The organism is Streptomyces sp. NPDC001270 (assembly GCF_042896695.1).
Taxonomy (GTDB): domain Bacteria; phylum Actinomycetota; class Actinomycetes; order Streptomycetales; family Streptomycetaceae; genus Streptomyces.
The window spans coordinates 272999-291591 of the sequence record NZ_JBIAXM010000009.1 but is presented as its reverse complement, the minus strand read 5'-3'; the positions used below and the strand labels follow the sequence as shown (position 1 = coordinate 291591).

14 protein-coding genes are annotated in these 18593 nt (G+C 72.7%); 10 read left to right on the top strand and 4 right to left on the bottom strand.

Going from position 1 to position 18593, the window contains the following annotated elements:
- The first annotated feature begins 7 nt into the window (after positions 1 to 7).
- The 8 genes from ACFY2B_RS17890 (at position 8) to ACFY2B_RS17855 (ending at position 8963) form a co-directional block, all read left to right on the top strand.
- Positions 8 to 1216, top strand: a complete 1209-nt coding sequence (locus tag ACFY2B_RS17890; RefSeq protein WP_390764091.1) for an aminotransferase class V-fold PLP-dependent enzyme — start codon at positions 8 to 10, stop codon at positions 1214 to 1216.
- 109 nt (positions 1217 to 1325) lie between these two features.
- Entirely contained in the window at positions 1326 to 2090 is a 765-nt protein-coding gene (locus ACFY2B_RS17885) for a class I SAM-dependent methyltransferase (RefSeq protein ID WP_390764044.1), read from the top strand.
- A 152-nt stretch (positions 2091 to 2242) separates the two neighbouring features.
- Positions 2243 to 2920, top strand: a complete 678-nt coding sequence (locus ACFY2B_RS17880; RefSeq protein WP_390764043.1) for an HNH endonuclease family protein — start codon at positions 2243 to 2245, stop codon at positions 2918 to 2920.
- Positions 2921 to 3157: 237 nt separating this feature from the next.
- Complete coding sequence (locus tag ACFY2B_RS17875; RefSeq protein WP_390764042.1) at positions 3158 to 3949, top strand: RNA polymerase sigma factor; 792 nt, start codon at positions 3158 to 3160, stop codon at positions 3947 to 3949.
- A 42-nt stretch (positions 3950 to 3991) separates the two neighbouring features.
- Positions 3992 to 4171 carry a hypothetical protein gene (locus ACFY2B_RS17870; RefSeq protein ID WP_390764041.1) on the top strand — a complete coding sequence of 60 codons (180 nt, stop codon included), beginning with the start codon at positions 3992 to 3994 and terminating at the stop codon, positions 4169 to 4171.
- 292 nt (positions 4172 to 4463) lie between these two features.
- A complete protein-coding gene (locus tag ACFY2B_RS17865; protein ID WP_390764040.1) occupies positions 4464 to 6740 on the top strand; it encodes a hypothetical protein in 2277 nt (758 codons plus the stop codon).
- A 4-nt stretch (positions 6741 to 6744) separates the two neighbouring features.
- Complete coding sequence (locus ACFY2B_RS17860) at positions 6745 to 8364, top strand: ABC transporter substrate-binding protein (RefSeq protein WP_390764039.1); 1620 nt, start codon at positions 6745 to 6747, stop codon at positions 8362 to 8364.
- Positions 8365 to 8591: 227 nt separating this feature from the next.
- The gene (locus ACFY2B_RS17855; protein WP_390764038.1) at positions 8592 to 8963 is read left to right on the top strand and encodes a hypothetical protein; all 372 of its coding nucleotides are present in this window, start codon (positions 8592 to 8594) and stop codon (positions 8961 to 8963) included.
- A gap of 79 nt (positions 8964 to 9042) precedes the next feature.
- Here the strand turns inward: ACFY2B_RS17855 and ACFY2B_RS17850 are convergent, their stop codons facing one another.
- From ACFY2B_RS17850 to ACFY2B_RS17840, 3 genes are all read right to left on the bottom strand, one after another.
- Positions 9043 to 9813 (bottom strand): barstar family protein, encoded by a 771-nt coding sequence (locus ACFY2B_RS17850; protein ID WP_390764037.1) that lies wholly within the window; start codon positions 9811 to 9813, stop codon positions 9043 to 9045.
- A 139-nt stretch (positions 9814 to 9952) separates the two neighbouring features.
- A complete protein-coding gene (locus tag ACFY2B_RS17845; protein WP_390764036.1) occupies positions 9953 to 13849 on the bottom strand; it encodes a polymorphic toxin-type HINT domain-containing protein in 3897 nt (1298 codons plus the stop codon).
- A 182-nt stretch (positions 13850 to 14031) separates the two neighbouring features.
- Positions 14032 to 16521, bottom strand: coding sequence for a tachylectin-related carbohydrate-binding protein (locus ACFY2B_RS17840; protein ID WP_390764035.1), 2490 nt, complete (start codon positions 16519 to 16521; stop codon positions 14032 to 14034).
- Between ACFY2B_RS17840 and ACFY2B_RS17835 the strand changes: the two genes are divergently transcribed.
- Complete coding sequence (locus tag ACFY2B_RS17835) at positions 16520 to 16819, top strand: hypothetical protein (RefSeq protein ID WP_390764034.1); 300 nt, start codon at positions 16520 to 16522, stop codon at positions 16817 to 16819. The two genes, ACFY2B_RS17840 and ACFY2B_RS17835, sit on opposite strands and share 2 nt — an antisense overlap.
- A gap of 432 nt (positions 16820 to 17251) precedes the next feature.
- Here ACFY2B_RS17835 and ACFY2B_RS17830 read toward each other — a convergent pair whose 3' ends face one another.
- A complete protein-coding gene (locus ACFY2B_RS17830) occupies positions 17252 to 17725 on the bottom strand; it encodes a hypothetical protein (protein ID WP_390764090.1) in 474 nt (157 codons plus the stop codon).
- A gap of 686 nt (positions 17726 to 18411) precedes the next feature.
- Between ACFY2B_RS17830 and ACFY2B_RS17825 the strand changes: the two genes are divergently transcribed.
- A complete protein-coding gene (locus ACFY2B_RS17825) occupies positions 18412 to 18588 on the top strand; it encodes a hypothetical protein (protein ID WP_390764033.1) in 177 nt (58 codons plus the stop codon).
- Positions 18589 to 18593 lie beyond the last annotated feature (5 nt).

The window sequence follows — 18593 nt, the reverse complement described above, 5'->3', positions numbered from 1 at the left end:
CCGAATGATGACCACCAACCACGAACTCACATCGGCCGTCGTGGAGTTGACGGAGTGGCAGCGCGCGCTGCGCGCCCAGTTCCCGATCGTCACCGCCCACCCGGACCTGGCCTACCTGGACAGCGCGGCCACCGCCCAGAAGCCCCAGCCGGTCCTCGACGCCGTGCAGACCTACCTCACCACCACCAACGCCAACGCGGGCCGCGGCACCTATCCGTGGGCCAACCGCACCACGGCCCTGGTCGAGCAGACCCGTGACCGCATCCGGGAGTTCCTGGCCGATCCGGCGCCCGGACAGTCGGCCGTGCACTTCACCAGCGGCACCACCGAGGGGCTGCGGACCATTGCCCGCGACTGGCTGCCGGACTTCCTGGCGGACGGCGACGAGATCGTCGTACCGGTCGCCGACCACCGGGCCAACATCGACCCCTGGACGGAGACCCAGCGGCTGCTGGCCCGGCAGGGCGTGCACGTCCGGGTGGTCGAGATGCCCTACCAGCAGGCGTCCGGCGACTACGACCACACCGCCCTCGCCCGTCTCGCCGGGCCGCGGACCCGGTTCGTCGCCGTCACCCACGTCCATCACGTCTACGGCGGCGACATGAACGTGCACCGCATCCGGGAGGCGGTCGGCCCGGACGCGGTGATCTGCCTGGACGCCGCCCAGAGCGTCGGGCACGTGCCGGTGTCCGTGGCGGACCTGGACGTCGACTTCGTCGCCTTCTCCGGGCACAAGGCGCTGGCCCTGCCCGGTACGGGAGCGGTCTGGGCCCGGCAGGCGCGCGGCCCGGCGTTCACCCCGGGCGGCTGGTCCGGGACGCCCAACACCGTCGGCATCGTCTCGCTGGCCGCCGCGCTGGACTGGCTGCGGGCCGCGGGCACGGACCGGATCGAACGGTGGACGGTCGCCCTGGGGGCCCGGCTCACGGACGGGCTGAGCCGTCTGGACGCGTACGAGGTCGTCGGCTGCCGGACCAGCCTGACCGCCGACTCACCCGTCCAGCGGCGCCGGGGCATCGTCACCTTCCGGCACCGCGGGATCAGCTCCGGCGACCTGGGGTTCATCCTCTTCAGCCACGGCTTCATGGTCCGCTGCGACCAGCACTGCCAGGGCAGCGCGGGGGAGCGGAGCGAGTCGGTGCGGGTGAGTCTGCACGTCCACAACACCGTCGAGGAGATCGACCGGCTGCTGTCGGTCCTTGCCACGCTCGGGTGACAGGGCGTCAGCGACGCGGGCGACCGAATGTAATGGAAACCGTTTCCACCTGTAGGGTGCTGGAGAAGAACAGGGCTGCGGGCGCGAGACGGCAAGGTGGCACGACCCGATGGGACTGAGCCTGGCGACGGCCGGGAAATGGGTGGCACGCTGGGAACTCCAGCAGCGGCGGTACGCCGTCGACCGCGAGGACCGCTTCACGGTGATCGCCGACGTCGTCGAGCACGTCACCGCGGGCCGCACGGACCGGCCCGTGGTCGTCGACCTCGGCTGCGGCCCCGGCTCGCTGGCGGCCCGGCTGGCGGACCGGCTGCCGTACGCGGAGATCGTGGCCGTGGACCGCGATCCCCTGCTGCTCGAACTGGCCCGCACCCACCACCCCGACGCGGCCCGCTACGTCGACACGGTGATCGGCGAGGACGGCTGGACGCGGGCGCTGGCCCTCGGCGGCCCGCTGGACGCGGCCGTCTCCACGACCGCCCTGCACTATCTGCGCCCGGCCGCCCTGCACCGCGTCTACCGGGACCTCGCCGCACTGCTGCGGCCCGGCGGCGTCCTCGTCAACGGCGACCACCTCCCGCAGGACGACTCCCTGCTCGCCGAACTGGCGGCCTCCGTGGGGCGGCGCCGGGCCGAGCGGCAGCGGGCCTTCGCCCACGAGGACTGGGGCGCCTGGTGGACGGCCGCCGCCGAGGAGCCCGAACTCGCCGACCTGCTCGCCGAACGCCACGGCCGGCAGCCGGCCGGCGGCACCGACAGCGCGGCCCGCCTCTCCCTGTCCGACCATGTCCGCCTGCTGCGCCGCGCGGGCTTCCGGCGGGCGGGCGCCGTCTGGCAGTACGGCGACAGCTGCGTCGTCGTCGCGCTCCGCTGACCCGCCGTCGGCCGGATCCCGGCCGCGGACGGCCACCACGGTCCCAAAGGGCGGCAACCGGCACACCCGTATGGTGAACTCAGACATCCATCTGGCGCACTCGTTCGAGTCGATACGCTCGAACGAGTTAAATGCGGTCAATTCTGCGATGCGTGATCACTCTTCTCAGGCGGGCCGCCCTCACGGCCGCTCCCCTTCTCCTGTCCCTCGCGGTACCCGCCACGGCCCAGGCGCATGAACGATCCACCGAGCCGCAGACCCTCCCGATGACGGCCGCGGTGCAGATCCTCCCGCTGGCCGCGGAGGCGCGCGACGGCTACCAGCGCACCAGCTTCAAGCACTGGAACGCGGGCGCGAACCCCTCCGACGGCTGCAACACCCGGGCGGAGGTGCTCATCGCCGAGGCGGTCGAGCCGCCCGAGATCCTCCCCGGCTGCAAGCTCTCGGGCGGGCGCTGGTGGTCGTACTACGACGCCAAGTGGATCACCTCGGCCTCCGCCCTCGACATCGACCACATGGTGCCGCTCGCCGAGGCATGGGACTCCGGGGCCTCGCAGTGGACGGCGCAGCGGCGCGAGGCGTACGCCAACGACCTCGGCGCGCCGGCCTCCCTCGTCGCCGTCTCGGCGGCCTCGAACCGCAGCAAGGCCGACCAGGACCCGGCCGAGTGGCTGCCGCCGTCCGCCGACGCCCTGTGCCGCTACACCTCGGAGTGGGTCGCGACCAAGCTCCGCTGGGGCCTGACCGTCGACTCCGTCGAGGCCGACGCGCTCGCCCAGCAGGCGGAAGCCTGTCCGGGCGCCACGGTCACCTACCGGCCCGCGCCGTAGCCGGGCGACCCGGCCCCGCCCGCCTCGGCATCCGACCGGGCGGGGCCGCGTCCCGGGTCACCTCCGCGCCCCGGGTCACCTCCGCGCCTCGGGGCGACCCCGTTCGGCCACCCCGGTCCGGCCACCCCGCCCCGCCCACCGGCACCCGCCGGATGCGAGGATGGGCCGGCGGTCCCGACCGCCATTTCCCCGGCCGTTTTCTGTTATGCCGACGGCGCTGACCGACCCTCCCCTTGCATGAGCGACTTCTCACCCAGCGGACCCGACGCCGAAGCCGCTGTCGTGCGGGCCGCGCAGGCCGGCGACCAGCGGGCGCTCGACACGCTCGTGGCGGACCACCTGCCCCTCGTCTACAACGTCGTGGGGCGCTCCCTGAACGCCTCCTCCGACACCGACGACGTCGTCCAGGACGTCATGCTCCAGATGGTCCGCGACGTGGGCCGGCTGCGCGATCCGGCCGCGTTCCGCTCCTGGCTGGTGGCCATCGCGATGCGGCAGGTGCGCCGGTACTGGCGGATCAGGCGGGCGGCGCCGCCGTCCGGCGGCGGCGAAGGGGAGGTGGAGACGGCCCAGCCGGCCGACCCCGGGGCGGATTTCGCCGACCTCTCCACAGCCGTACTGCACCTGTCGGACCAGCGTCGCGAGACCGCCGGGGCGACGCGCTGGCTGGACGCGGACGACCGTGAACTGCTCGCCGTGTGGTGGATGGAGGTCGCCGGGCAGCTGAGCCGGGCCGAACTGGCCGCCGCACTGGAGATCCCGCCCGCCCAGGCGGGGGTCCGCGTGCAGCGGATGAAGGCGCGTCTGGAGGTCGCGCGCGCGTGGTCCGCGCGCTCGCCGCGGTGCCCCGCTGCCCGGCACTCGACCGGGTGCTGCACGGCTGGGACGGCCGGCCGACGGGACTGTGGCGCAAGCGGGCGGCCCGGCACGTGCGTGAATGCCCGGTGTGCTGCGGGGTGTTCGAGGAAGTGGTGCCGGCCGAGCGGCTGCTCGCGGACCTGGCCCTGGTCCCGGTCCCGCCCGCCCTGATCGCCCTGACGGCGGCCGCGCTCCGGGCCGGTGGCGGCGCCGGTGCGGGGGGCGCCGGCCAGTCGACCCTGGCGTCCGGCCCGGCCCTTCCAGCTCCTCGTCACCTACAGCGAATGGGGCGAGGGCACGGCCGCCGAGTCGGCCACGGACTGGCCCAGCGCGAGCGGCCACGGCGCCTACATGGACGTCCTGCACGACGTGTTCACGGCCCATCCCCGCTGAAGACCCCGTCCACACCCGCACCGCACTCCCGCACCGCACTCCCGCACCGACTCCGAGTGACACCGAGCGGCCTGGTCGCCTTTCGGGTCCGCCGGCCGGCGGGCCACTGGCGACCAGGCCGTACTCCTGGTCCGGGCGCAACAGCTCGGCCACTATCGCCAACTTCCCTTCCTGAAAGTGTCGTTTTCCGAACAGAAGGCTTTATGGTCCACTAATCTCCTTCCACCACATCGGTCACCCCGCTCCCGGGCGGGAGAGCATCCACGAGGGATCCGTGTGTGAAGACCTGGGGTTGGAAAGACTCCTGAGTGAGGAAGGTTTCTTCGCGCGTCTGCTCGGAAGGTCGCCGTCGGGCGGCGGCCGGGAGCCCCTCTACGGCCCCGACCTTCCCGTGGTGCTCCTCACCGGCGGGCCGGGCATGGGCAAGGGACGGCTGCTGCGCGCGGTCCGGGACTCCTTCGCCACCAAGGTGCCGGTGATCCACCTGGACTGCGCCTCGCCGGTGTACGCGGACCACGCGGAGCCGGAGCCGGGCGCCCGTTCGGCCGCCACCGAGGCGCTGGTCGAGGTCGCCCGGCGGCTGTCCACGTGGCAGGGGACGGGCGGTTCGTTCGCCTTCCCGCGGTTCTTCACGGGCCTCGCGATGATCGCGACCGGCGTCACGGGGGGCACCCCGGACGCGGTCGCCGCGGAGGTCGAACGGTACGAGGAACTGCCGCAGAAGCAGCGTTTCCGCGGCCTGGGCGCGGGTGACTTCTGGCGGGGTGTGCTGCGCGGAGCGATCCGGAACCTGCTGACGACCCTGTCCGGGCAGACCCTCGACCCGTACGCGGCCTCGGTGAGCACTGCGCTGCTCGACGCCCTCTTCGCCGGCCTGGCCCCCCGGGGCCGGGCGGAACTGGCCCGGATCTACGGCGCGTATCCCGGCGCCGCCGGCCAGCCGGAACACGGACTGCGCGGCCTCGCCGCCGACTTCCAGGCCGGCGGGGAGGCGCGGGAGCTGGCGGAGAGCTTCCTGTTCCGGGCGCTGCGCCAGGACATCGAGGCGGCGTACGCGTCGGCGACCGGCTGGCTGCGCCGGGTCGGCCGCCCGGCGCTGCTGCTGGACCACGCCGAGACACCGCTGGGGGAGCAACTGCTGCGCGCGGTGCTCACCGACCGCAGGGGCGGGCAGCGCGACCGGGTGGTGATCGTGGGCACGGCGCGCCGGGCGGACGGCGGCGCGTTCCTGTACGGGGGTCTGCCCCCGGGTGAGGTGCCGCCCCCGGCGGAGTTCCGGCCCGCCGACGGCGGGCCGCCCGAGTGGTCGCGGCGCGCCGACGCGGAGGCGGACCGGACGCCGCTGGCCGGCGGGGTGCTCCTGCTGCGGATGCCCTTCCTCACCGGTGACCAGCTCCGCCGGGAGACCGAGCGCGTCCAGCGGCGCGCGGAGCCGGAGCGCGGCGCGAACCGCCGCCGTATCGACGCCGCCGTGGCCCGGCTGAGCGGCGGACGGCCGCACACGGTGATCCGGCTGGCCGCCGCGGCCGCCGCCTTCCGGATGCCGGCGGACGCCAACGACCGGGACATCCTGGACGCCCCGCTGCGGCTCTCGGGTGACGGCGTCCCCGAACGGCCCGTCGCGGACGTCCTGCTCCAGGAGCTGGTGCTGGAGCAACTGCCGGTGCGGCTGCCGACCGAGCACCACGACCAGTGGCTGGACCTGCTCACCCACCTGTCGGTGGCGCACGACAGGGAGTGCGCGGACGTCCTGCTCCGCCATCATCAGTCCGGCCACGTGCACCGGCTGACCGCACACCAGGTCGCGCGGCTGCTCACCGACACCGGATGGCCCAGCTGCGAACGCCACTTCATCGGGGACTTCGGGCTGCGCCAGCTGCTGGTGCACCGGCTGTACGGGCTGCGCCCCGACGGCGCCGCCTGGTACGCCGACCACCACCTGCTGCGGGACCACTACACGGCACGGGTGGCGGCCGCGGGCCGTACGGGGGACGGCGGACCCGCGGCGGACGGGGGGCGTACGGCGGACGGCGGACGGACGGGGGACGGCGGACGGACGGCCGGCACCGGATCCGCGACGCACACCGGATCCGCGGCGGACGCGGAAGCGCCGGACGGCCGGGCGTTCCGCTCGGTCGTCGCCCACCGGATGAACCACCACCTGGTGTCCGGCGGCGCGGACGACGTGGTCCGCTACCTGGCCGCCACGCTGCCCGGCCGGCCCGAGGAGTGGTGCGCGGAACTCCTGGAGATCGCCCAGGCGCCGTATCCGGGCGGCGCGGACACCCGCCGGGAGCGTGCCCGGGGCCTGGTGGCGGTGGCGGGACCGGCGCTGCGCCGCACGGTCGACCAACTGCTGCACGCGGTGTGGCTGTGCGAGGAGCGGACCAGGCCGACCGGGCGGGAGACGGCCCGCACCCTGGCCAAGCTGCTGGACCTTCTCTCGATCATGGAGTTCGACGGCGCCGGACAACTCGGCAGGACGGCCACCGACTGGAGCGGCCTGGCGGAGAACGAGCAGCCGTTGCTGCGCTGCGCCTGCACCGATCAGCTCGGCCGAAGGAGATGACGGGATGCCCAGGTGGAAGAAGTTCCTCTACACGCTGCTGGTCGCGGTGGCGGCCGTGGCCGTGGGCTGGTTCGGCTGGTCCTTCCTGCAACGGCCGGACACCTGCCACAAGGGGGTCGAACGGATCGGCGGTGAGTGCATAGGCGTCGACGGCGCGGGCTACGACTTCGGCACCCCGGAGATCTCCGCCGTGGCCCGGGCCATCGCCCGGCAGAACGAGAAGATCGAGGGCCAGCCCCATGTGACGGTGGCCGTGATGCTGCCGCTCCAGTCGGACCAGGCCGCGCTGCGGCGGCAGATGCGCAGCGACCTCCAGGGCGCCTACCTCGGGCAGTTGGAGGCCAATGAGGGCGAGGGGGAACCGCCGAAGATCCGGCTGGTGCTGGCCAACCCGGGACGGGACTACGCCCACCAGTCCACGGTCGTGGACACCTTGCTGCGCATGGCCGACTCGTCCGAGGACCGGCTGCGCGCCGTCACCGGCTTCAACCTCAGCCTCGACACGACGGAGCAGGCCGTCAGGCGGCTGACCGAACACCGGATTCCGGTGCTCGCCTCCCGGATCAGCGGGGACCGGATAGCGAACGAGGACGGGCCGGACGGCATGGCGAAGCCGCGCTTCCCCGGCCTGGCCCGGATCATCCCCACCAACTACGACGCGTCCCAGGCGCTGGCCAACTTCAACGGGGAACGGGGCCGGGAGAACCGCAGGACGGTGCTGGTCCACGACACACGTCAGGACAGCTACGTCGAATCGCTGGCGAAGGCGTTCGGCGGGATCGAGGAGAAGGGCCCGCCCGGTCCCGCCGCGATGCCGTTCGAGTCCCCGGCGATCGACGAGGCGGGTTCGACCGGCAACCAGTTCACCCAGATAGCCAACAACATCTGCGACTCGCAGGCCGACACCGTCTACTTCGCGGGGCGCACGCTGCACCTGCGGATCTTCGCGCTCAAGCTCGCCGCGGTCGGGTGCGACAACCGGCACTACACCATCATCAGCGGCTCGGACGCGGCCTCGCTCCAGCAGGCCATGACGGACAAGGACTGGGCGCAGCTGCGCGGCGCGGACGGCGCGGCGAAGGTGACGGTGCAGTACGCCGCCCCCGCGCACCCGGACGCCTGGACCACCGAACTGACCGCCTGGAAGACCCAGTGGGAGGCGGACCATCACCGTGAGCCCACCGCGGACGAGCTGCCCCAGTACCTCACCGAGCCCAAGGCGGCCCTGGACCGGCTGGAGAAGCTGATCGAGACCACGCGCCGCGCGGGCACGGACCTCGGGTCCGTCCCGGACCTGAAGGACTCCCGGACGATGCTCGTGTACGACGGCCTGGTCACCATCGGCACGGCACTGCACCAGGTGCAGAGCGGCACCGCCAGGACGGTGCCCACCCTGGCGGACGTCGGCCGGGAGTGGCCGCAGCTCCAGTCCCGGCACCGGGTGCAGGGCACGAGCGGCCTGATCTGCCTGACCAGCGGCGGGAACTCGTACGACAAACCGGTCGCGGTGGTCGAGCTGGATCCGAGTCAGAAGGGCCGGGGCACGCTGAAGTTCGTCGGCCTCGGCTGGCCCACCGGCCGGGCACAGCCAAAGAACTGCGTGATCCCCAGCAGCAACCCCTGAGCGGCACTTCTTGAGCAGCACCCCTTGTGCGCTGCCCCGTGCCGGTCCTCGGTGCCGGTCCTCCCCGCCGCGCGGGCGTGGTGTGCGCCTGCTGCATTGGCAGCACCCGCGTCACCGGGCCGGGTGACTGCGCTGTCGGCTACCGGATTTTCCGGATAAGTGTGATAAATGCACTCGGTGATTCGGCGACTCCGGGCCGTCACCACAGCTGGCAGGAGGACCAATCGATGAACCTCACCCTGAAGCGCCTGCTCGGCGCTGCCGCGGCGGTGGCGACGGGCGCCACGGCCCTGCTCGGCACCGGCGTCGGCACCGCCGACGCCGCCGGCCGCGTCCGTGTGCACTGCGACCGTGCCGAGCGGCCCCTGTGGAGCGAGGGGCCCAGCCGCAACCTGACCGCCCACGGCTGCGACCTGCCGAAGGACAAGCGCCGCTGGTACGTCGTCGAGATCGACAACCTCGCACAGCCCGACTACAAGTCGGACTACCTGGACGGAGGGGTCAGCCGGACCGAGACCCTGCGCAAGAAGACCCTCAGCTGCATGGGCTACACGTCCGAGAAGGGCACGGTGAACTGGTTCGGCTGCCCGCCCCGCTGACCCCCGTACACCGGAGGGGTCCCGTTCCCCGGGGCCCCTACGGGGACGACGGCACCCGGACTCGCGCGGGACGGGGCATTCAGCCGGTGGTGCGCACCGGCACGCCGCACTGCGCGAGCAGAGCGAGCACCGCGCCGGTGAAGTCGGCCCCCAGCGCGGCACGGGACGCCGCCTGCTCCCGCCACACCAGGTCGAACGGCGCGGTCCCGTCGGCCCGCGCTGTGCGCAGGCAGTCGAAGAGGGCGTCCAGGTTGGAGCCGAAGTACCCCCTGGGGCCGTTGGCCGCCTCGCCCAGGGCGCAGTAGAAGGCGTCCCTGCCGGTGATCAGCGAGCCGTCCAGCACCACCGTCCCGCCGCCCCGGTAGCGGGTGGCCCGCCGGCCGGTGGTGAACCACGAGGTCTGTACGACGTGCAGCCAGCTCTCCTGCCAGTCGGCGGGAACGCGCGCCCATTCGCCGGACTCCACCGGGCCCCCGCCCGCCCATCTCTTCCAGATCCGACCGGCCTCGGGAAACTCCTCGGTGAATCCGAAGAAGTCGTACGGCACTTCCGTAGTCCGCTCGTCGTTCATGTCGGGCGTGCGAGAGCGGGCTGCCCTGACCCGGCCGAGGTAGTACGCGCCGATCCGATCGCCGTGCCGGTCGACCACCTGCAATTCGGCTTCCTCCGTTTTTCCACGGCCTGTGCCGAGATGCTGCACACCGGTGAAGGTGACCAGGTCAGGAGGGATCTGATCGGGGGCGACGAAGAAACCGAGAATGTCCTCGGCCGTCAGCAGCACGGTCTGCGACTGCTTGTCGACCAGTCGAAAGGGAAGGTTTTCCGAACCGTTCGCATCCTTGGCTTCCACGTCGTCTTTTCCGATCCCTTCACGGGGCGCCGGTCCTGCGCGAAAGCCCGGACGGGGCGAGCCGAATCCGGTACCGGTATCGCCGAACCACAGACGATACTGCACGCGCATTCAACTCGCCGCCGCCCGAGCCGTGTTGCTACTTCTTCCAGCCCCAGTCAGGGAAGTGCGGGGCCGTGAACCGCTGGATCTTCTTGTAGTGGGTCGACGTCCAGCCGATCATCTCGATCCCGTTCGGCAGGGTCTTCACCAGGATCCGCTCGTTGTCGGCGGCGCCCGGAACCGCGTACTCCCGGGCTCCCGCCCACTTCGGCCACTCGATGCCTTGGTAGACGTCGTGCGAGACGAGCTTGCCCTCCTTGTAGAGGTCGTAGGCCGCGGCGATCTCGTTGCTCATGCCCTTCGGCAGCTTGTCGGACAGCCGGCCGTTGGGGCACCTGTCGTTGTGCACCAGGACGGGCGTGCCGCCCGCCAGCACGTAGTACGAGTGGAGTTCGGCGACCGTCAGGTTGTGGACCCGCTGGTCCGGGGCCGCCCGCTCGCTCACCGCGCCGACCGGCACCCGCGCGCCCTGCGGCGTCCGCAGCCGGGTGCCCGGGGCGAGGTCCGCCGCCTCGGTCCAGGAGCCGGAGTCCGCCGCCCAGAACTGGTGCTTGTCCGTGGCGGTGACGCTCCCGCCCCTGCCCGCGCCGGCCGCGGGAACCGTCACCGTCACCAGGTTCTTCGCCCCGCGGCTGGTGATGGTGTCCGCGACCGGTTCGGCCCGCGTGCGCCCGGTCTCCGGGTCGGTGGCCACCACCCGGTCGCCCACCTGGACGTCCTCGATGGCCTTGGTGCCGCCACCGGCGAGCAGCACCCGGGTGCCCGGGACGAAACTGCTCTTGCCGCAGGGCGAGCGCTTGAGGAACTTGAACTTCAGGGCGCTGAGGGCGAGATCGTCCAGGCAGGTCAGGGACTTGCCGGTGAGGCACTTCTCGATCTCGTCGGCGCCCACGTACCAGGCGATGAGACGGTCGAGGTAGGTGCTGCTGATGCAGCCCATGCCGCCGGCGCCGTCACCGCCGCAGACGAGCAGGACGTCACCGGACTTCCAGTCCTCGTTGCCGATGACGTACTGGCTGCGGTACTCCACGAGCCGCTTCTCCAGCGACCTGCGCAGCTCGTCGTCCGACAGCGGCTTGCTGGTCTGCTGGGCCTCCTCCTCGATCTGCGCCTTCAGCTCCGCCACCAGCTTGTCCGCCGCGATCTTCATGGCGTCCGTGGCCGCCGCCGCGGCGGCCGTGGCGTCCTTGCCCGCGGCCTCCGCGGAGATCCCGGCCTGGTACGCGGAGATGCCCGCCTCGTAGGCGTAGTCACCGGCGACCGCGGCGGAGTGCTCGGCCCGTTCGGCGGAGTGCGCCGCGGACCGCGCGGCGTTCTGCGCCGAGGCCGCCGCGTCCTGGGCGGTGCGGGCCGACTCGGCCGCGTCGGCCGCGGACTTGGCGGCCTGGTCGGCCGAGGCGTCGGCCTGCTTCGCGTAGCCCGCCGCCTGGTCGGCGGACTGCTGGGCCTTGTTCGCCCAGGAGACGGCCTCCGCGGCGTTCTTGCGGGCCTCGGCGGCCAGCTTCTGCGCCAGCGCCGCGTCCTTCTGCGCCAGCGACGCCGACTTGTACGCCGCCTGGAGGAGCGTGTTGACCTCGGCGATGTGGGCCGCCGCGTTGGCGTCCCGCTGCCGCGCCTTGTACAGGCCGATCTCCAGGAAGGTGCGCAGACCGTCCGGCGGGCCGGACAGCGCCGCCTGCGCGGCTGCCTGCACCTCGGGGCCACCGGTGGCCAGCGCCTGGGCGACGGAGACCCGGTCGTCGTCCTCGCGCACCGCGTACTGTCCCCGCTCCAGGAACTCGACGACGTCCGCGGGCGTTCCGTCGAGAGCCTTGCTCGCGGCGGCCTTCACCCCGGGCCCGCCCTCGGAGGCGATCTTCGCCGCCGCGACCCGGTCGTCGTCCTCCTTGCCCGGGTAGGCGCGGGTGCGCAGGAACTCCCGTACCTGCTCGACGGGCTGGTCCAGCACGTCGAGGGCGGCCTGCTGCTGCGCGGGAATCGTGGTGGTGGCCGCGATGTGGGCGACGCCGGCCCGGTCGTCCTGCTCCATGGCCACCGCGAGCCGGGTCCGCACGAACTCGCCGACCTCGGCGTCGTCGCCGGACAGGGCGGTCTCCGCGGCGTCGCTCACCCAGGTGCCGCCGCCCATCAGGTTCAGGGCCGCCTGCCGGCCCTTGGCCGCGGTGACCGCCGGGTCCGAGGACGCCGCCGCCTCCGTCACCAGCGTCCTGGTCTGCGCGTCCAGCTCCGCCAGCTTGCCGATCTCGTACTTCTGCTCGGCCTGCTTCGCCTCGTACATCGCGTTGGCCTCTTCGGCGGCGAGGACGGCCTCCTCCTGCTGCTGGGCCAGCCGCTCCGCGTCGGCCTTGCGGGCCAGGTCGATCACGCCCGCCGCCTGGTCGGCCGCCTTCGTCGCGTTGTTCGCCGACTCCGTCGCCGCGTTGGCCGCCGCGGTGGCCGCCGCCGCGGCGTCGACCGCGTGGCCCGCCTCGTCGGCGGCCTTGTCGGCGGCCGTCGCGGCGGCCTCGGCGTGTGCTGCCGCGTCGTTGGCCGCGTCCCGGGACTGCCGGGCCGCGACCGCCGCCTGGTTGGCGTTGGCCTGGGCGCTGGCCGCGGCCCGGGACGCCTGGTCCGCCAGGCGCTTGGCGCGCGCCGCCGCCGCGGCGGCCTTCGTGCCCTGCGCACCGGCCTCCACGGCCCACCGGTCGGCGTCCGCGGCGGCGGCGGCTGCCGCCGCCGCGTTCATCCCCGCGGCGGCCGCGGCCCCGGCCGCCTTCGCCGCGTTGTCGGCCGCGACACCCGCCTGGTCGGCGGCGTCCGCCGCCTTCTTGGCGCCCTTCGCGGCGTCCCGCGCCTTCTGCGCGGCCTGCCGCGCCTGCGCCGCCTGAGCGGCGTCACCGGCCGCCGCGGCGGCGGCCGACCGGGCCGTCGAGGCGGCTCCGCCGGCCTTGCTCGCGGCGTAGGCGGCCTGCGCCGCGGCGGTCGCCGCGACCCGTGCCGTCTCGTTCGCGGCCGCGGCAGCCGCCACCGCCGTACGCGCGGACTGCGCGGCCCGGTCGGCTGCCGCCGCCGCGCGGGACGCCGCGGCCGCGGCCTTCCCGGCGGAGTCCTTCGCCGCCTGCGCCTCCTGCGCCGCCTCCAGGGCCGCCGCCTTGGCCGCCTTCGTCGCCGCCTCGGCCTTGGCCGCCTGCTCCTTCGCCGTCTCGGTCAGCTCGGCGGCCCGCTTGCGCGCCGTGTCGGCCAGATCCGCCAGCTGGGAGACCGTCAGCGTCTCCTGGTCCCGGGCCGCCGCGACCTCCCAGCCGTGGTCGAGGAACTCCTCCAGGTCGTCGGCCGTCCCGTCCAGCGCCTGCCCGGCCAGCAGTTTCACGTTCGTACCGCCGCCGGCCAGCAGCCGGGCGACCTGCACCCGGTTGTCGTCCTCGCGGGCCGCGTACTGGCCGCTCTGGAGGAACGCCTCCTGGTCGTCCGACGTGCCGTCGAGCGCCGCGCTGCCGGCCGCCGTCACGCTCGGGCCGCCGGTGGCCATCACCGTGGCGACCTCGACCCGCAGGTCGTCCTCGTAGGCGGGCTCGTAGTTCTCGTTCAGGAACGCCTGGAGTTCCGTGGCGCCGCCGCTCAGCGCCGTGCCGGCCGCCGCCCGCACGCTGGGCCCGCCCAGCGACATGACCTGCGCGACCTGCACCCGCAGGTCGTCCTCCCAGATGTCCGGCATGTCCTGGGTCATAAAGGTCTGGATGTCGTCGTCGGACCCCAGCAGGGCCGCCGCGGCGGCCTCTTTCACGCCGGGGCCGCCGTACTTCCACGCCTCCACGACGTCCGCCCGGTCGAAGGGCGGTTCGTCCTCCGCGGCCGCGGTCGCCGGGCGCGACTCGGCGCCCAGGACCAGCAGCAGCGCTGTCAGCGCGGCTGTCACACCGCGCCACAAGGCCGCGGTTCTCCCTCTGGCACTCAACTGTCTGTCTCCTCGGATCGGGGATGGACAGCGCGGGCGGCACAGCGCGGGCGGCACGGGCCGCCCGTCCGTGCCGCCCGCACTTCGAGCTCGGAATCGGTCACCTCGGCCGTGGGGCGGGACCGGCCGGCCACCGCCCCACGGCACTGCCTGTCCGCCGGCCCGGGGGCCGGCCCCACGGCTCAGGACCCGGGCGTCACCCGGACCGAGCCGGAGTCGGTACGGAACGCGAACGCCCACTTCGACAAGGTGCCCGCCGTGTAGGCGAAGGCGGTCGGGTCGGTCGCGGAGACCTCGCTGCCGGCCTGGACCGACGGCTGCCAGGTGCCGAACTCGTTCAGCGCGGCCTCCCAGGACCGGCGCAGGGTGCCGTCCGCGGCCCGCGCGAGCACCTGCGTGTAGCCGGACGCCGGGTCGATCACGGCCGACGGGGTGCCGGTCGCCGTGAGGTCCGCCACCGGCGTCCAGGCCGCCGGGAAGGCGGCGTTCTCCGCGCCCTGGACGGCGGACAGCACCGTGCCGTCCTCGCCCCGCGCGAACACCCCGACCCGGTAGTCGCCGTACACGACGGCCGACACGGCACCGGTCACCTTCCGGTCGCCGACGGTGCTCCACGCGCCGAGCACGCCGTCCGTGAACGTGGCGGTGCGCACCTGCCCGTCCGAGCCGGTGCCGAACAACTGGATGCCGCTGCGGACGGCGACCGCGGTCAGCGGCCCTGCGAAGCCGTCGCCGGACAGCCGGACCCAGCCCATGAAGTCCACGTTGGCCCGCTGCTGGGCCCGGTACCAGGGGTGGCCGTCGGCGTCCACGGCGAACTCCACCAGGACACCGGCCGCCGTCCTGGCGAGGGCCGGGTGGCCCTTCATGGCGCCCGCCAGGGAGACCCAGGACCCCCAGACGCCGTCGGTCGCACCGCGCCGGCGCCACTGGGTGTCACCGCCCGGGGTGTGCGCGCTCAGCGCGATCCTCCCGTCGGGCTGCTCGGAGAGCTGGGGCTGCCCCGCGAAGAGTTCGGTGGCGGGGCCGGTGGTCCACTGGACGGTGGAGGCGTCCGCCGGGTCGGTCTGCCGGCCCACCATCAGGCGTCCGGTGGCGTCGGTCGTGGCGTACGCGATCTCACCGGTGCTGGTCTGCAGGACCGCCGGGCCGCTGGTGCGGCCGGTGTCCACGGCCGGGGCGTCGGGGGTGTGGTCGCCGCGCAGGCGGCAGGAGTCGGGCGCGCCGCTGATGCTGGTGTAGCCGGCCCAGTGGGTACCCGAACCGATCAGCTTGTTCCAGGTGGTGCCGAACACCCCGGTGCCCTCGTTGTACCGGTAGTACCGGATCTCGCCGCTGGGCTTGACCCGGATGACCGTGTCACCGCCCCAGGACGTGATCTCCTTGGTGTCCCGCCAGTCGGAATAGCTGACCGTCTCCTGGTGCTCGATCCAGCGCTGGCTCTCGAAGTCGTAGCGGGAGCGCACCAGATGGCCGGTGGCCGAGTCGATGCCGAACACCACACCGTCGTCACCGGCGAAGATGTGCGTGTACGCGCCCCAGCCCGAGTCGATCTTCTTGTTGCCCTGCGGGTCCCAGGTCGCCGTGGTCCGGTCGTACTTCTGGAAACGCAGGTCACCGCCCCCGTCGACGTACCAGATGTGCTCGCTGCGGTCCACGGTGATCTTGTTGTGGTTCGCCGCCTGGGCGTACGTGCCCAGATCGGAGCTGATCTTCTGGTGGTGGACGTCCCAGGTCGCGGTCGAGGAGACCCGGTGACTGAGGTACAGGCCGTCGCTCTTGACGCCGTAGAAGGTGGCCCCCGGGCCGGCCAGGACGCGCCCGTACTGGTCCCAGCCGGTGTCGATCGTGCTGGCCTCCGGCACGGTCGCCGAGCCGCCCGCGGGATCGTCGACGTTGCGCCGCAGCAGGCTGCCCGCCGTGGTCGCCGAGTACAGGACACCCTGCGCGTTGCAGACCGGTCCGGCGTTCTCGCCGATCCAGGTGCGCAGCTTGTCGATCCGGGTGGCGACGGCACCGGTACGGGTCTCCGACTTGTCACTGCCGAAGCATCCGCCCTGCCAGGAACGGCTGTTGATGCCGACGAGCTGGGGCGTCCCGTTCACGTCGCGCACCAGCGGGCCGCCGGTGTCGCCCGCGCAGACGGCCGCGCCGTTCTGACCGGTGACGGACACCTCCGTGGCTGCCGCCGAGTCGACCTTGAACGTGCCCGAGTGCAGGTGCAGCGGCGCCCACTCGTCGACGGTCCTGCCGTAGCCGGCCGCCGTCAGCGTCTCGCCGTCCGTGGGCGCGGTGGTGGCGAGGCCGACCGGGGTGATGCCGGTGACGGGGGTGGCGAGGCGGGCGAGCACCAGGTCCTGGTCCGGGTGCGGCACCAGCTCGACGACACTGCGGACCTGGCCCGCCGTGCCGGTGAGGTCGGCGCGGCCGATCGTCGCGGTCGTCGCCGGCGCCGGAGCCCCCGCGGGGACGTCCAGGCTCACGGCCGGGTCGGCGGCGAAGCAACTGGCCGCCGTCAGCAGCCAGTCGGTGTACACCAGCGTGCCCGAACAGGCGCGCTGACCGCCACCGATGTCCAACCGCGCGGTGAACGCGTACGAGTTGCTGGCGGCACCGGTGAGGGCACCCGCGGCCGGTGCGCTGAGCATCCCGGCTGCCACCACGGTGGTCATGAGCGCGGCACTGAACGTCGCGCGGGAGATGCCGCGGGACCGGGAAGAAGGGGCGGACCCGGAATACCTGGAAGACCCGGAATACCTGGAAGACCCGGAATACCTGGAAGACGCGGAAGACTCGGAAGACCCGGAAATTCCGGAAGGCTCGGAAAATCCGGAGGACCCGGAAGAACCAGAAGACTTGGAAGATCGGGAAGATCTGGAAGACATGGCATTCCTCGGATTGCTGCGGGACCGGGGGAAGAGGGCGGACGTGGGTCGGTGCGGTGGCGCAGGCGCAGGCGCGCGGGGCTGATGTGCAGGGGGATACGGAGGTCACTCGGGCGACGTGCCCCGACGTTGATTTCGAACCTTTCGGCGGTCGGCACGAGGACTCGGTGAGGACGCGGAGAGGGCGGGGTGGGGACGCGGAACGGAGGCGGAGAGAAGCGTTCGGCGCCGCACCGCAGACACCACGCCCGGTCACGACCGTCGAGCCGTGGCCTGCTGTCACCGGCGGTCGTCACCAGCCTGCTGCGCCGAGCCGTCTGAGCCGTCTGCCACGAACGTTTCGCTCTGAGCCGTCCGCTCCGCCACGAGCGTCCGCTCCGAGCGCTGGATCACGCCCGGGGGAGACCTGCGTACGTGGTCGCGGCCCGTCGGCGGGCGGCCGAGCGGAGCGCGGTCAGCGGTGAGCGGTCAGCGGTCAGTGATCGGCGGCTCGCGTCCGGCGGCTCGCGTCCGGCGGCTACGCGGAGGTCCTGATCTCCACGAGCATGTACTGACGAGCCTGGTCGTCCACCGATTCGCCGACCGGGGTCCAGGTGTTCTCGACGATGTCGAAGGACTTCTTCTCCGCACCGACCGTCATGTCCACCTGGGTCGTGTAGTCGTTGCCGCGAACGGCGTACACGGCGGGAATCTCCATGGTCAGCCAGCCCGAGGTGCCGGTGACCCGGAAGCACACCTTCTTGTTCACCCGCGCCCAGACCTCCAGGAGCCCCGTACCGCTCGTGCAGTCGGCGAGGATGATGTGGCCGTCACCGCGCTTGAGCACGATGTTCTGCTCGGCCAGGATCTTGTCGGCCTGCGGGTAGCCGAAGTTCTCCACCGCGAATCCCGGGGCCTCGTCGGCCACCGGCGTGCCGACCGGTGCCCCGTCGTCGGCGGGCGCTCCGCCGGCCGTGACGCTCCAGGTCAGCAGACCCGCGGCGGCGGCCAGGGCGGCGGTGCCGACGAGCTTCTTCCGTGACGTACCGGACGTGCCGGACGTACCGGCCGACGCCGCGGAAGGCGCCTGCCGACTGGTTCTCTCTGCCTTCATTGCAGTCCTCATCGCCGGTTCCGGCTCGCGGCCGGAATCGTGGGTCGACGGATGCGGAGACCGTGGTGCACGGCAGTGGGAACAAGCGGTTCGAAGATGTCGAGCAATTCTGCGACCGTTGGCGCGCGCAGTCGAATTCCTTATCCGAATTCGAGCACGAAGAAAAGAAACACGCATAAGCCCCCCTACCCCCGTCCGACGGCCTTCGACATCCGGCATGGCAAAAACCGCGCCTCGGGAACGTCAGGTGTGGTGCATATCTTGACGTTGTCTGTCCGACTTTCGCGGACGCTCCTTCGGCCGCTTTATGAGATCTCATTTTCCGAATCTTGTCCACCGTTTTAATCTTCAAAATTGGAACATCTGTGCACTTTGCGACCGACAAACATTGCGTACATCAAACACGCAGTGAAATCTGTATGTCCGGACGGTGTCCGACGGCGGTGGCGCCGACGCAACGCGCTCGACGACCCGGTCGCGATGGAGCAGGTTCGGCCACCGCGATCCGGCGTCGGCGCCCACGACGAGGCCGGCCCGGTCCGGCACCGACCGTCGCCGGTCCGGCACCGCAGGGCGACGGGACGGTGGGGGCGACCCGCATCTCGAACGTCGTGGTCAACGCGGGCAAGCCGGTGGAGCCGACCGACCAGCCGATGCGGGAGTTCAGGGCGAAGTCCACCGCCACCGACCCGTCGGGGATCGCGCGCGGAGACATGTACCTCTGCAAGGGTGCGTACGCCCGCCCCGACGCGGTCCTCTGAACTCC

Bases quoted from the DNA above. Each gene is read 5' to 3' on its own strand.
- ACFY2B_RS17890 (WP_390764091.1), top strand. From the start codon at position 8: ATGACCACCAACCACGAACTCACATCGGCCGTCGTGGAGTTGACGGAG.
- ACFY2B_RS17840 (WP_390764035.1), bottom strand. From the start codon at position 16,521: ATGACCACCGTGGTGGCAGCCGGGATGCTCAGCGCACCGGCCGCGGGT.
- ACFY2B_RS17855 (WP_390764038.1), top strand. From the start codon at position 8,592: ATGAACCTCACCCTGAAGCGCCTGCTCGGCGCTGCCGCGGCGGTGGCG.
- ACFY2B_RS17835 (WP_390764034.1), top strand. From the start codon at position 16,520: ATGAGCGCGGCACTGAACGTCGCGCGGGAGATGCCGCGGGACCGGGAA.
- ACFY2B_RS17875 (WP_390764042.1), top strand. From the start codon at position 3,158: ATGAGCGACTTCTCACCCAGCGGACCCGACGCCGAAGCCGCTGTCGTG.
- ACFY2B_RS17885 (WP_390764044.1), top strand. From the start codon at position 1,326: ATGGGACTGAGCCTGGCGACGGCCGGGAAATGGGTGGCACGCTGGGAA.
- ACFY2B_RS17860 (WP_390764039.1), top strand. From the start codon at position 6,745: ATGCCCAGGTGGAAGAAGTTCCTCTACACGCTGCTGGTCGCGGTGGCG.